Source organism: Lactobacillus paragasseri (assembly GCF_003584685.1).
GTDB lineage: Bacteria > Bacillota > Bacilli > Lactobacillales > Lactobacillaceae > Lactobacillus > Lactobacillus paragasseri.
This window is the reverse complement of sequence record NZ_AP018549.1, coordinates 29,713-43,071: the sequence shown is the minus strand read 5'-3', so window position 1 is coordinate 43,071 and position 13,359 is coordinate 29,713. Positions and strand designations below refer to the sequence as shown.

The window sequence follows — 13,359 nt, the reverse complement described above, 5'->3', positions numbered from 1 at the left end:
TAATATTAAAACGTTGCTTCTATAGAAAGGACTTTACAATGAGTTTGTGGGAAACAAAATTTGCCAAAAAAGGATTAACTTTTGATGATGTACTTTTAATTCCAGCTGAAAGTCATGTGCTGCCTAATGAAGTTAAACTTGATACAAAATTAGCGCCTAATCTTCAACTTCACATTCCACTTATTTCTGCTGGAATGGACACTGTTACTGAAGGTGATATGGCAATTGCCATGGCTGAAAATGGTGGTTTAGGGGTTATTCACAAGAACCTTTCAATCGAAGCCCAGGTTGAAGAGGTTAAAAAGGCTAAAACTAAAGCTGTTGATCCTAACTTATCTCACCCTGCAGTTGATGATCAAGGTCGCCTTTTAGCTGCCGCAGCTGTTGGCGTCACAAGTGATACTTTTGAACGTGCTGAAGCCTTACTTGAAGCAGGTGCTGACGCAATTGTTATTGATACTGCACACGGTCACTCTGCTGGTGTTCTACGTAAAATCAAGGAAATTCGCGATCACTTTCCTAAAGCTACTCTGATTGCAGGAAATGTTGCTACTGGCGAAGGAACTGCTGCCTTATTTGACGCTGGCGTTGATGTTGTTAAGGTCGGAATTGGACCTGGTTCAATTTGTACTACTCGTATTGTTGCTGGTGTCGGTGTTCCTCAAATTACTGCTATTTATGATGCTGCTAATGTTGCTCAAAAATACGGCAAGAAGATCATTGCCGACGGCGGAATTAAGTACTCTGGTGACGTGGTTAAAGCTTTAGCTGCTGGTGGAAATGCAGTAATGCTAGGTTCAATGTTCTCAGGTACTACTGAAGCACCTGGTACAATTTTCACAAATGAAGGTAAAAAATTTAAGTCTTACCGCGGTATGGGTTCAGTAGGAGCAATGTCACAACAACATGGCTCTTCTGACCGCTACTTCCAAGGCGGAGTTAACGAAGCAAACAAGTTAGTTCCTGAAGGTGTTGAAGCTTTAGTTCCTTATAAAGGTGACGTTTCAAATATTATCTACCAAATTGACGGTGGTTTACGTGCTGGTATGGGCTACGTCGGTGCTGGTACAATCGAAGAATTGATTGAAAACAGTCAATTTGTTCAAATTACTAACGCTGGCCTTCGCGAATCTCACCCACATGATGTTCAAATGGCTAAAGAAGCTCCTAACTACGGTGGAAGCGACTTGTAAAAATTAGATTCATAATTAAATGGCACCTTAATGGTGCCATTTTTTCTATCTCAAAATTCCTTCAATCTTATCAGCTAAGGCTGGATAAATTGGCAAGACATTTCGATGCCATTCGTTTTTCCTGATTCTTAATCCAATAATAGGAACAAAATAATTCACGTCATTTACTGCACTTGTGCTGATTTCGCTAACTCCAACAATATAATTAGCTTTATCATAAACTACCGTTAGCAGCCCCTGTTCTCTTTGCCCAGCATATAAACTACTCTGACTTAGTTCATATTCTACAATTTCAAAATTATCTCTATCTTCAGAAACGCTATCAGGATTAACCCCAGCTTGGGCTAATTGCGGAAAGGCGAATACACCGGTTCCGATTGCAGGATAGTCGATTGGCTGACTTAAACCTTTTTCAAGAGAATTGAAAAGATAGCGTGCCTGAAATTCTGCCACCGTAGTTAAGTTAGGTACATCCTGACTTGTAACATCACCAATTGCATAAATATTCTTAACATTTGTCTGTAAGTGGCGATCTACATCAATTCCCTTAGATGAATAGTCAATCTGTGCAGCAGATAAGTCAAGTTTTTCAATATTTGGCGTTCGACCACTAGCATTCACAACGTAATCAGTTACAAGGGAACTATCTTGATTTAACTCAACAACGTATTTATCACTTAATTGAGTAATGCGAGTCGCCTCAGTAGCAAACCTAAATTGAATCCCGCGCTGCATCATTCGATTAACTAGGTCAGAACTATACTTTTGATAAAAATGTCTTAATACTTGCTCTCCTCTAACCAAAATGGTTACCTGACTGCCTGCCGCAGCTAAAAACGTAGCCAACTCCATCGCTACATAACCCGCTCCAATAAAAGTAGCGTGTTCTGGGACTTTATTTAAAGATAATACATCTGAACTATCATGCAAAAACTTTGCTCCTGGAATTGATAATTCATGCGGTCTTCTCCCAGTTGCGATAATAATCTTATTTCCCTGGAAATATTTTTGATTTACTGCAATTGTTTGTCGATTAATAAAATGCGCACTTCCACTAATTACATCGCAAGTCTTACCAATGATTTCTTTCGTTTCATCCGGCCAACTAGTAAATCGTTTCTTTTTCTCTTTCATTAATTGTGACCAATTCATCGCTGCAGCCTGTTCAATACCATGTCCTTCTAGTCGTTTGCTAAGAAGTGCAGCTTGAACAGCACCATCTAAATAGATTTTTGGTTCACAACCGACATTGGGACAGGTTCCACCAAATAAGCCACTTTCAATAACTAAAATTGATTTATGTTGCGTAGCTAAGAGCTTAATAAATTGATATGCTGCAGGACCTGTTCCTAAAATTATATAATCATATTTTTTCATAACATTGCCTCACATCTTTCTTTCATTTTTAGTTTAACAAAGGAAGCTATGAAACCGCTATTATTAGCGCTTAAAAATTTTTATAAGAAATAACAAAAAATCTGATTTTTTTGCGTAATTAATATTGTATTGTGAATAGCAAAATTAAAAACTCCATTCATATCTCGTATTTTTCATATATTCTCATTTGGGACCTACAATCCTATTTACAATACGCAAAAAGCAGCTTTGACAGCTGCTTTTATTTTTTGTTTTCAATTTTCAAGATTTTTGGCTTTTTCGTTTTAACTGATTTTACTCCTAAGATATCCAACAAGAAGGTGAAGATTGGTACCCCAACAATTAGTCCCCAGGTTCCAAGAAAATGCTCACCTGCAAGCAAAACTACAAAGGTATAGAAAATTGGTAATTCTGTTTTACTTGACATGAACTTAGGGTTCAAAATGTAGGCTTCAATTGCATGAATTATCATAATAACAATAAGAATATAGATTACATACCTAATTCCGCCTACCGAATAAGCCACAAAACTTAACGGAATCAAGGAAATAATTACACCAGCAACTGGGATCAAACTTAGAATAAAGACCATTAATCCAAGAGCAATAATTTGCGGCATTTTCATAATAATTAGGCAAATCATTGTCATTGCTGTATTGCATAAGGCAATGAAGAATTGAGCTTCTAAAACCACACCAAAAGTATTAACAAACTTGTTGCCAAAGTAGGCAATATCTTTAAATAACCAGGATAAATGGCGACTATTCAAAAAAGTATGAGAAAATTCGTTCATAGAATCAAGCTCAATAGTATAGAAAAAGCTCATAATTAGTGACATAAAGAACGCAATCGTTAATGTACCCACATTAGTCAAAGCATGAACTAAGATAGTTACACCATGTTTTGCCTGCGTTGTAATTTCACTATCGCTAATGTAATGATTCAAATATTGCGTTAACCAGTCCATATTATCAGATTGATAAAACTTCATTAAAGAATGACTCATTTTAACAATTTGTTTAATTAATATTGGCACATATATGGTAATTGCAAAGTAAATGATCGCAATTACTAATAGATAAGCTAACACAACAATTACTTGCGAGGGCAAGTTTGGTAATTTCTTTTGCGTAAAACGAATTAAGTGCACAATTAAATATGTGAAAATAAACGTTAATAAAATTGTATTCATCATTGAACGTGCCGCATATAATACCAAAATAATTAAGCATAACGTGGCAAGGCGATGCACGTTTGTATTCTTTTTAAATTTTTCCCAAGCTTGTCCCATCTAATTCACTTCACCTCTCTATTTTCTCTTTATTATACAACTTCTTAAGGGCGCTTTAGCTATGCACCAAACTTTTAATTAACCATAAGAATGGTATAATAGCTTTATACAGTAAATGAAAGCGGTATCTGCAATGAAAAAGTTATGGTGGGGAGCAAATATATATTGGGTTATTCTACTTATCTATGGAGGAATTAAGCTCTTTACTTACAATTTCGATACATCTGAATTAGGTGAAACGGCTAGTTATGCCTTAATTATCATGGTACTTATTTCTGCCAGTGTATTAATTATTGAATTTCAAGCCGCTTGGGGCATGTGGCTCCATAATTTTGATAAAAGTAATCAACATGAAAATAAAATTTAAAAAAGAAGATGCATCAAAGCATCTTTTTTTTGATTATTCAAAATTACTGGAGCCATAAAAACTTAATAATTTCTTTTTCAACTTGTTTATTGTAAGTTAGCTGTCCGTGCTCTGCGTTCTTACCGACAATTTTAACTACTCGGTAACTTTTAGCCATTGGTTCAACCAAATATTCAAGCGAAAGTGACGAAGCATTCTTCACAATTCCATCTGAATTACCTCCAATATTACCAATAATATTTAAAACACTAGTCTGCTTGTTTGGATAAAGAGTTCTTAACTTCATCATCTCACGATAAGTAGAGTTGGTCTTATTTGGCTTTCCTTCTGCATCTACATGTAAATTCGATGGCTGGCGAATTGCAATTGGTAATTGTTTAAAATCAAGTCCATCAAAATGTCCTCCGATTGAAACTTGCTTATTTAGTTTGGGCATTTCAGGATCATGCGCAGTTTGCAACAAATAATACATAATCGAAATATTTCCCAGGGAATGTCCAACCATATTTACCTTTTTTATTCCGTACTCATTTTGTAAAGTCTGCACAACATTTCTAGCATATCGACCATGCTCTTTAAAATCCAGCTGAACATTATTGCGATAATTTACCTCTACAATTGGGTTTATAGCATTCTTAGAAATAGTGCCAATTAATTTCACTTTACCATTTGCATCTACATTAGCTCTAATTATTGAATTGGTAACTCCTGCTTTTTGAGCTGCTTTTACCATGTTTTCTTCGCCCTTGTAATTGCTTAAGCCACCATGGAAAAATAGAGTTGGTATCACATTCAAGTTTGTCTTAGGTGTTTGACGCTTTTCAACATAGTACTTAGGTGCCGCATCTGCCTGATTTGGTTTGTCTTGAGTAGTACAACCAGTCAAAACAATCACTAATAAAGCCAGTACAAAAACTAGTTTATTTTTCAATCTTATTTTCTCTCTTCCTCCAGTTTTGCAATTTAAAATTTATCAAATAATTATTATGTATTTTTATAATTTATCCTAAACTATGTTTAATTTCCTAACTAAAAAGCAAATTGTAAATTGATTGCTTTAAAGGATGATTGAGAACTAAGTTCATACCAACTGCACTCTTTTGCTTAAGTCCAATTTTTTCTTCTTTGACTGAGTCTTTTTGGATATCTGCTGTTCCTAAATAATAAAATTCTTTTCCTGCTGCATCACTTCGCTTCACAAATAGGTGTAATTTCATCTCATCAGTATATAACAAGCGCTGCACTTCATCTGAATCTAAATGACGCGGTGTGCGGGTATACCAACGTAAACTATGACCATTTTCTAAAGTATTTTGATAGCGAGCATTACGCTTTTTCTTAGAGTCTTTTTGATAAGTGATAAAAATTGGTGTCTCTTTTTCTCCCACACGATACCCATACATTGGAGCCGAAACATCCTTAGGCCAATTTAATAAACGGCAGACATCTTTACGATCATATTGCTTATACAGAGTAAATTGAGACTGTGAATCATATTCTTTTGACAGTTCTAAACCTGTCTTTAGCACATCTTTAAATAGTATTTTAAATTGCTGATTATCATTTAATGCCTGAAATAATTGATTGGATAAATGATATTCTCCATTTTCTTTTTTAATTAAAGGATAAATTCCATATTGCTCTTTCTTGGTAGCTTTTCCCTGCTTAACATCAAAAAATTCAAGCGACAGAATTTTCTCAACCGACTCAAGTACATCTTTACTGACATAACAATTTTTGTTCTTAAGTAATTTAATAAAATCAGCTTTACTGATGTTTTTATTTAAGCAGCTTTCTAAGAGTAGCAACTCATGCGGTCTCTTTCCGAATAGCAACTCCTTGGTTACAAAAGATAGAACTGCATTCTGATAATCATCCAAATTTACCTCTTCTCCCATCTTCTTTAAAAAAGCACCATAATGTGCTAGAGCATGATTTTTAGCAAAAACTGTTGGCGCAGTCGTACCATATTGATAAAAATCGCATAAGAGTGGCACTTTACCAATCTTTTCTTTCAAATCTTCATACGACTGCCTTAGTTCATGCATACTGTCTAGTTTTATCTTTTCAAGCGAAGCTAAAATTCTCTGAGAAGCAATCTCGGTAAAGGTAATTGTTGAAACATCAATTACCTGTGGTAATTTACTTTCTCTAATTGCTTGATCTTTGTCACGACTTTTATCACCATTTAAAGCAATTGGAATTAGATAATTATTTTTATAATTTCCCAGGAAATCAATAACTGTGACATAATCTTTTCCCGGAAATTTACGCAGGCCTCGACCTAATTGCTGAATAAAAATAATACTTGATTGAGTATTTCGTAACATAACAATTTGATTGAGCGACGGAATATCGATTCCTTCATTAAATAGATCAACGGTAAAAATATACTCTAATTCACCATTTTCTAACTGCTGCGTTACTTCAGCACGCCTTTTTTGACTATCCTCATTAGTAAGCGCACGAGACGGATGACCAGCTTGACTAAATAATTTTGCCAGCTCTCTTGCTTCTTCTTGCCGACTGCAAAATACTAAGCCCTTTGCCTTTTCTCCGCAATAGCCGTAGTAATTAAGCTGTTTAAGTACATACTCTACTCGTTTTTCAGCAACTAAGTCTTTTAATTTACTAGTTTCAGTAATAATCTGGTTTCCCACTGTATAATCTTCGACGCCCACATAATGAAAAGGCGTGAGCATCTGCTCATTTAAGGCATCTTTCAGCCTAATTTCATAAGCTAAGTGATAATCAAATATTTCATAAATATTTTGCTTATCCATTCGTTCGGGTGTTGCCGTCATTCCCAATAAAAATTTCGGTGTAAAATGATTCAAAATCTTCTGATAAGTTGGTGCTGCCACTCGATGAGCTTCATCAATTAAAATATAGTCAAATTCTTCTGGATTTAATTGTCCGAGTATTTGTTCCTGACTTACAGTTTGAACCGTTCCAAAAAGATATTTTTTATCAAAATCATGTTTATTTCCAGTTAATAAGCCATAGTCTCTTTTCTTGCCACCAATTACTTGATAAAAACTCTCTAAAGCCTTTTTGGCTATTTGTTCTCGGTGAACTAAATAAAGAAACTTTTTTGGCTTATATTCTTTAACTGCAAAAGCACCCAAATATGTTTTCCCGGTTCCTGTCGCTGAAACAACAAGGGCACGTTTTGCTTGTTCTTTTACTAAAGCATCTAAATTCGCTAAAGCTTCTTTTTGCATTTGATTAGGTGATATTTTCTTGGATTTTCTTAATAGAAGATGCGGATTATTTTTGATCGGTTGCCAATTTTGCTCGTATTCCTTAATCCAAGAACTAGTAAGTATCAAGCTATTACTTAAATTATTTTTAATTTGATCGTTAACTTCTTCGACAAAATTGCCCATTTTCATGCGAAGTTACTTTTAATCCCCACTCGCAATTTTTTAATAAGGCACTTCTAGTAAAATTTACACTTCCAATTAAAATCGTCTGATAATCTTCATGATTAAAAATGTAGCCTTTTGCATGAAAACCAGTTTTCTCACTTAAGCGTACCGTTAGATTAGGAATCTTCATTAACTCTTTAAAAACTTTAGGACTATTAAATCCAAGATAAGTTCCTGTAATTAAGGTACCGTTAACTCCTTTTTTAGCTAGTTCAGACATTACTAACTTAAAAGGAACAAGCATATTCTCTGAAATAAAAGCAACGGCCCAGGTAAAAGAGGTACATGACATTAATTCTTGCCGCAAAGTAAACCAAATTTTACTTTGATCATCATTATTTACTAACTGAGGACTGATAAACTCATTCCCCTTATTTTCATTCTTGTTATACAAGCCATTCAAAATTGCATCTTTTAAAACGTTATCCACAGCTTTCACTTCCATTCCTAAACTAAAAAAGAAGATCATTTGGATCTTCTTGATTTATCCACAAGTGGATAATTACAGATTAATTTCTAACATAATTGGACAATGATCTTTTCGCTCACCAGTATCGAGCATTTCTGACTTAGTTACCTGATTAGCAATTCTATTAGACACGATGTAATAGTCAATTCTCCAGCCCGAGTTATTAGCCTTGCTGGTTCTCACTCTTTGAGCCCACCAAGAATAAACTCCTTCGACATTGCCATGAATTTTTCTAAATGTATCAGTAAAGCCAAGCTTGAGCAACTTATCAAAGTCTTGCCGTTCCTCATCGGTAAAACCAGCGTTATGATGATTATTTTCTGGATGCTTCAAATCAATTGGTGTATGAGCAACGTTATAGTCACCGCTAGCAATTACCGGCTTTACTTGATCTAATTTTTGTAAATACTCTGTATACTTTTCATCCCAAACCTGACGATCATCTAATCGCTTCAATTCATTTCCAGAATTTGGCGTATAAACTTGGGTAACATAATAGTTATCAAACTCTAAAGTTAAAATTCGGCCTTCATGATCCATTGGTTCTGGCGCCCCAATTACTGGCTTAGTTACTTCTGGAGTCAAAGTATTTTTATATAAAAACATTGTCCCAGCATAACCTTTTCGTGCAGGTTCTTCAGAAGAGCGCCAAACATAATCATAGTCAGGAAACATTTCGGCCAAAATTTCTTGATGCTTCTTAGTCGGACCAGTTGACCGTAATTTAGTTTCTTGAATGGCAATAATATCAGGATCTTTTTCTTTAATTGTATTTAAAACGCCACGTGTAAGCTTGGCACGTGCTGAATCACTAGTTAAAGCAGCATTTAGCGAATCAATATTCCATGAAATTAAACGCATTATTATCTCTTTTCTTACCTAGATTTTTATATCACATCTATTATACTATGAAAACTCAAAACGCCGACCATAGAAAAGAGCAGCCTGCTAAGACTGCTCTTTTGAGAGAGATTATTTAATTGTGTTAAATATGATTTATTCGCTAGCCCTAGGGCCAAATAGCATCGTCATAATCCATGATACCAAGATAACTAGAATAATAGCACCTAAGAGTGATGGAACAATTGCCATTCCCGCTACTTGCGGACCCCAGGCACCAAGCAAGGCCTCGCCTAGAGATGAGCCTACTAGCCCAGCAATAATATTTGCAATCCAGTTCATTGAGCCACCCTTATGAGTAATGGCTCCTGCAATTAACCCGATTACGCCTCCGACAATCAAAACCCAAATCCAGTGAAGCATGGGGATCGCCTCCTATTTCTAATTTAGTAGTAATTTATTCTAAGTCTTCTTTTACTTTAGTAGCCTTAGATTTTACTTTTCCTTTAGCTTGTTGAGCTTTTCCTTCTAATTCACGAGCCTTATCGCCAGTGACTTTTCCTTCTACTTCTTTAAATTTACCTGCTACTTTGTCTTTAATTCCATGTTTATCTTTCATCATAATTAGGTATCCTTTCCTAAAACACATAAAAGATTGTTTTAGCTAGCTATCTTCAATCCTCATGACTGATTAACCTAATCATATCAAGCACTAGTCGATAAAGATACTATGGCATCTCCAAAACGACAAGCTTAATATTTCCTTAATAACTTGCTATGTACATTAATTATAAATTAATTTTTCTGTACGTATATCGTTTTCATTTTTAACAACTGTAAGGCGTTAAATCTAACTTATAGTGCCTTCTATGATATATTTACCCTAAAAAAGAATAGTCAGGAGGTTTTCTTATGCTTACTGTTTATGATAAAAATGGCTACATAACATCAGACAATCTATTATCAGCTAAACTTGTTATTTTAGTTAATCCTACTTCTGAAGAATTAACCAATATAGAAAAAACAATCGGGTGTGACGCGCACGTCTTTACTAAACAAACGTCCGCTACTGAAGTATCACATTTTAACGTCTTGCCCAAATGTAAAATTGAAAATGCCAGAATTTTCGTATCCTTTAATTTTGACGCTGGTCAAACTCAAGTTGAAGATGCGATTTATCCCACAATTGCGATCTTCAATTCTCAGCAACTAATCTTAGTTTTACAAAAAAAGCCAGCACCTATTTTAGAAAATCAAAAGGCAATTGCTAAACTATCAGTTGAAGATCTTTTAATTAAGCAACTACTTTATCAAAATCATTGCTTTAATGAAGAATTAACTAAAATAAAGCAGCAACTTGATCAGTTAGATCATGCAGCAAGAACTACTACCAAAACTAAGTCTTTGAAAGAAGCAACGGACTTAACCAGAACTTTGGTCTATTTTAATCACACAATGGATGACCAAGCTTCTTCTATTGAAGCTCTAACTGACTTTCTTAAAAAGCAGCATTCGGCCAACTCAATTTTTATCATTGATCTACTACTTTCTCAGCGCCGGATTACTAAAAAAATAAAAGTTTACCGCGATCTTTTAGAATCAATTAATGGACTTTTCTCGGCAATGATGGATAATCATTTAAACAATTTGATGAAATATCTTGATTCAATTGCTCTAATTATCTCAATTCCGGCTTTAATTAGTGGCATCTGGGGGATGAATGTTGGCGGATTGCCAGGTAAGGATAATGAATTTGGATTTTTATGGGTAATCTTATTTGGAGCTGCCTTAGCCATTATTTCAGCTTTGCTTTTGCGAAAAAAGAATTACTTGAAATAATTTTGTCTATCTTTTTAGTCGATCGTAAGCAATCTTAAGATTGTAAATACGGATATTGAGCATAATCTGGCACTTCATTCCAAACAACAGTATGACCTGCGCCATGAGAGCAAAAAACAGAATTAGGGGTGTTGTAAATGTCAGAAACAGGATCATAATTAATTGACTCAATTACTTCAGCACTATTTTTACATTTCCGATAGCCTGCAAATAAGCACTCAAGTTGACCACTGCCGTGCGTGTAGTTCCTAACTTCAGTTGCATAATCTTGCATCTGTGCTACTGGCGCTTGACCAGTAATCGTCACGACATCATGATCGCTTTCTCCGATTTCAAATTTCCCGCCTTTTTTCTCGATATCATTAATTGCACGACCAACCTGTTCCCGATTGATCCTTAAAGTAAATTGATACCAAGGCTCAAGTAAAGATACTTGATTTTGTGCTTTTAATTCCATTAAACCTTGTCGCAGCGCACGATAGGTTGCCTCTCTAAAGTCACCACCCACTGTGTGTACATTGCTACCGCGACCGCCAACTAGTGTAATTTCCATATCAGTTAGAGGAGAACCGGTTAAAACACCTAGATGCTCTTTATTTGCTAGACTATCCATTACTTGGTCTTGCCACTTCTTAGGCAGCACTTCTAGACTACACTCATTTTTGAAAACTAAGCCGCTGCCTAACTTACCAGGTTTTAACAATAAGTGAACTTCCGCATAGTGTCTTAAAGGTTCAAAATGTCCTACTCCTTCAACTGAATCTTTAATGCTTTCTTGATAAAGAATTTTGCCTTGAGCAAATTCAGCTTTTAAGCCAAAGCGATCGTGCAAAATCTGCTGGAGAATTTCTAACTGAATCTTTCCCATCACATCAATGCTAATCTCTTCTGCTTGCTTGTCCCACTTAACATGCAATTGCGGATTTTCATCTTCTAGCTGTCTTAGAGCTGTTAGCGTCGCATGCATCTTATCCGGTACAGTCTGAACTGCATAAGTTAGAACTGGCTGCATTGTAAAGTTCGTTTGATCTCTTTCAAAGCCTAAGCCTTGACCAGGATAGGTAGTTTTCAGGCCACTAATAGCAGCAATTTCGCCAGCTTGAGCACTAGGAACTACTTGATATTTAGTACCGTTATAGAGACGAATTTCATTAACCTTTTCATCAGGCATTAGCTCAGTCTTGGCTCTTAATTCACCACCAGTAACTTTAAGCCAAGTTAAGCGTTCGCCTTTCTCATCGTGAGAAATCTTAAAAATACGACTAGCAAATTTCTCAGGATACTCTATTTTCTTAGTCCACTTATCTAGTCCCTGTAAAAATTCAGCTACGCCTTTTAATTTTAAAGCTGCACCAAAATACACTGGGAAAATTCTTCTTTGAAAGATCAAATCTTTGATTTCTTCGTCTTTTATCTGACCCGATTCTAGATATTCTTCTAAAATTGCCTCATCTGCGGTAGCAATTTTTTCATAAAACTCAGAATCTTCACCCCCAAACTCAACACAGTTGTCATCGAGAGTACTTAAATCCTGAAGAACCTTACCCTTATTAGCCTTTAACGTGTCCATCTTATTAACAAAAATAAAAGTTGGAATCTTGTGACTTTTTAATAAGTTCCAAAGCGTCTGTGTATAGGCAGTTACGCCTTCACTAGCCGACACAACTAAAATTGCATAGTCTAATACGCCAAGCGTCTCTTCCATTTCCTGGGCAAAGTCAATGTGGCCGGGAGTATCTAAGAGGAGCAACTCGCTATTTTCATTTTTAATGCGCGCCATATGAGAAAAGATCGTAATTCCACGTTTCTTTTCTAAATTATCATTGTCTAAATATGCAGTTCCCTTATCAACTGCACCTAATTTTCTTAACGTGCCACTTTGATAAAGCAAGCCTTCTGACAAAGTAGTCTTGCCTGCATCAACGTGAGCTAAAATTCCTATTGTTACTTTTTTCATTAGTTTATTTTCCAAAAAATATAGATAGTACTTTTTAGTATTATTATAGCAAGCATTACAGCAAAAAAAGGAAGTTCAAAAGAGAACTTCCTTTTACTTATGAATTATATTTATGAATTGCAATAGCTAGAGTATCGTCTACTTAATTAATAAAAAATATAACTTCTAACAATCTTAATCGTGACTTCTACTTGAGCTATTTCACACCATTAATATATCACGTTTTTGCAAAATATGAAAGCGGTTTATTTAGTATATTTTACTATCTCCTATTCTTAATAAAAACTTATCTACACTTTCTCTCAATTTCGTAATATGATTAATATCAAAATATAGTTTAATTTTCTATAAGAAGGTTTAGAATATGTTTTCAATTTTATTAGCCTTATTAATCATTTGGCTTTTCTGGAAACTAGGAATTGGCATGCTAAAAATCGTTGGTTTCCTAATCATCGTTGGCTTGCTATTTGCCTTCGTTTCTTATCTAGTACTACCGCTTTTAGCATTAATCGCACTTGGCGGTCTCCTTGGCCTAGTATTTTCACGTTAATCAAGACAGCTTCAGTGCTGTCTTTTTTGCTAGCATTTTCTTTGA

Annotated in this window: 11 protein-coding genes and 1 pseudogene; 4 read left to right on the top strand and 8 right to left on the bottom strand. The window is 35.2% G+C overall.

Annotation, left to right across the window (positions count from 1 at the left end; translation table 11 throughout):
- Positions 1–38 precede the first annotated feature (38 nt).
- Entirely contained in the window at positions 39–1,193 is a 1,155-nt protein-coding gene (gene guaB / locus LpgJCM5343_RS00205; RefSeq protein ID WP_020807269.1) for an IMP dehydrogenase, read from the top strand.
- Between the two features lie 45 nt (positions 1,194–1,238).
- Here guaB and LpgJCM5343_RS00200 read toward each other — a convergent pair whose 3' ends face one another.
- Both LpgJCM5343_RS00200 and LpgJCM5343_RS00195 read right to left on the bottom strand, forming a co-directional pair.
- Positions 1,239–2,570, bottom strand: a complete 1,332-nt coding sequence (locus tag LpgJCM5343_RS00200) for a dihydrolipoyl dehydrogenase family protein (protein ID WP_101890883.1) — start codon at positions 2,568–2,570, stop codon at positions 1,239–1,241.
- 241 nt (positions 2,571–2,811) lie between these two features.
- Positions 2,812–3,861, bottom strand: a complete 1,050-nt coding sequence (locus tag LpgJCM5343_RS00195) for an AI-2E family transporter (RefSeq protein WP_101890882.1) — start codon at positions 3,859–3,861, stop codon at positions 2,812–2,814.
- Positions 3,862–3,994: 133 nt separating this feature from the next.
- Between LpgJCM5343_RS00195 and LpgJCM5343_RS00190 the strand changes: the two genes are divergently transcribed.
- Positions 3,995–4,228 carry a DUF3923 family protein gene (locus LpgJCM5343_RS00190; RefSeq protein ID WP_035422968.1) on the top strand — a complete coding sequence of 78 codons (234 nt, stop codon included), beginning with the start codon at positions 3,995–3,997 and terminating at the stop codon, positions 4,226–4,228.
- A gap of 43 nt (positions 4,229–4,271) precedes the next feature.
- Here LpgJCM5343_RS00190 and LpgJCM5343_RS00185 read toward each other — a convergent pair whose 3' ends face one another.
- From LpgJCM5343_RS00185 to LpgJCM5343_RS00165, 5 genes and pseudogenes are all read right to left on the bottom strand, one after another.
- On the bottom strand, positions 4,272–5,159 hold the full coding sequence (locus LpgJCM5343_RS00185; protein WP_020807265.1) for an alpha/beta hydrolase: 888 nt from the start codon (positions 5,157–5,159) through the stop codon (positions 4,272–4,274).
- A gap of 94 nt (positions 5,160–5,253) precedes the next feature.
- Positions 5,254–8,104: pseudogene (locus LpgJCM5343_RS00180) on the bottom strand (DUF3427 domain-containing protein).
- Positions 8,105–8,161: 57 nt separating this feature from the next.
- Positions 8,162–8,989, bottom strand: a complete 828-nt coding sequence (locus LpgJCM5343_RS00175; protein ID WP_077959295.1) for an exodeoxyribonuclease III — start codon at positions 8,987–8,989, stop codon at positions 8,162–8,164.
- Between the two features lie 135 nt (positions 8,990–9,124).
- Positions 9,125–9,391, bottom strand: a complete 267-nt coding sequence (locus LpgJCM5343_RS00170) for a GlsB/YeaQ/YmgE family stress response membrane protein (RefSeq protein WP_003648116.1) — start codon at positions 9,389–9,391, stop codon at positions 9,125–9,127.
- A gap of 34 nt (positions 9,392–9,425) precedes the next feature.
- Entirely contained in the window at positions 9,426–9,587 is a 162-nt protein-coding gene (locus tag LpgJCM5343_RS00165) for a CsbD family protein (RefSeq protein ID WP_172620139.1), read from the bottom strand.
- Between the two features lie 293 nt (positions 9,588–9,880).
- Here LpgJCM5343_RS00165 and LpgJCM5343_RS00160 point away from each other — a divergent pair, with 293 nt between their 5' ends.
- Positions 9,881–10,807: a magnesium transporter CorA family protein gene (locus LpgJCM5343_RS00160; RefSeq protein ID WP_003656855.1), complete on the top strand. Its 927-nt coding sequence runs from the start codon at positions 9,881–9,883 to the stop codon at positions 10,805–10,807.
- A 34-nt stretch (positions 10,808–10,841) separates the two neighbouring features.
- Here LpgJCM5343_RS00160 and LpgJCM5343_RS00155 read toward each other — a convergent pair whose 3' ends face one another.
- Positions 10,842–12,764, bottom strand: a complete 1,923-nt coding sequence (locus LpgJCM5343_RS00155) for a GTP-binding protein (protein ID WP_101890880.1) — start codon at positions 12,762–12,764, stop codon at positions 10,842–10,844.
- Between the two features lie 364 nt (positions 12,765–13,128).
- Between LpgJCM5343_RS00155 and LpgJCM5343_RS00150 the strand changes: the two genes are divergently transcribed.
- Entirely contained in the window at positions 13,129–13,314 is a 186-nt protein-coding gene (locus LpgJCM5343_RS00150) for a hypothetical protein (RefSeq protein ID WP_003649711.1), read from the top strand.
- Positions 13,315–13,359 lie beyond the last annotated feature (45 nt).

What these genes read in the sequence shown, in the direction of transcription:
- LpgJCM5343_RS00195 (WP_101890882.1), bottom strand. Translation starts at nt 3,861, where the DNA reads ATGGGACAAGCTTGGGAAAAATTTAAAAAGAATACAAACGTGCATCGC.
- LpgJCM5343_RS00190 (WP_035422968.1), top strand. Translation starts at nt 3,995, where the DNA reads ATGAAAAAGTTATGGTGGGGAGCAAATATATATTGGGTTATTCTACTT.
- LpgJCM5343_RS00165 (WP_172620139.1), bottom strand. Translation starts at nt 9,587, where the DNA reads ATGAAAGATAAACATGGAATTAAAGACAAAGTAGCAGGTAAATTTAAA.
- guaB (WP_020807269.1), top strand. Translation starts at nt 39, where the DNA reads ATGAGTTTGTGGGAAACAAAATTTGCCAAAAAAGGATTAACTTTTGAT.
- LpgJCM5343_RS00150 (WP_003649711.1), top strand. Translation starts at nt 13,129, where the DNA reads ATGTTTTCAATTTTATTAGCCTTATTAATCATTTGGCTTTTCTGGAAA.
- LpgJCM5343_RS00170 (WP_003648116.1), bottom strand. Translation starts at nt 9,391, where the DNA reads ATGCTTCACTGGATTTGGGTTTTGATTGTCGGAGGCGTAATCGGGTTA.
- LpgJCM5343_RS00200 (WP_101890883.1), bottom strand. Translation starts at nt 2,570, where the DNA reads ATGAAAAAATATGATTATATAATTTTAGGAACAGGTCCTGCAGCATAT.
- LpgJCM5343_RS00175 (WP_077959295.1), bottom strand. Translation starts at nt 8,989, where the DNA reads ATGCGTTTAATTTCATGGAATATTGATTCGCTAAATGCTGCTTTAACT.
- LpgJCM5343_RS00155 (WP_101890880.1), bottom strand. Translation starts at nt 12,764, where the DNA reads ATGAAAAAAGTAACAATAGGAATTTTAGCTCACGTTGATGCAGGCAAG.
- LpgJCM5343_RS00160 (WP_003656855.1), top strand. Translation starts at nt 9,881, where the DNA reads ATGCTTACTGTTTATGATAAAAATGGCTACATAACATCAGACAATCTA.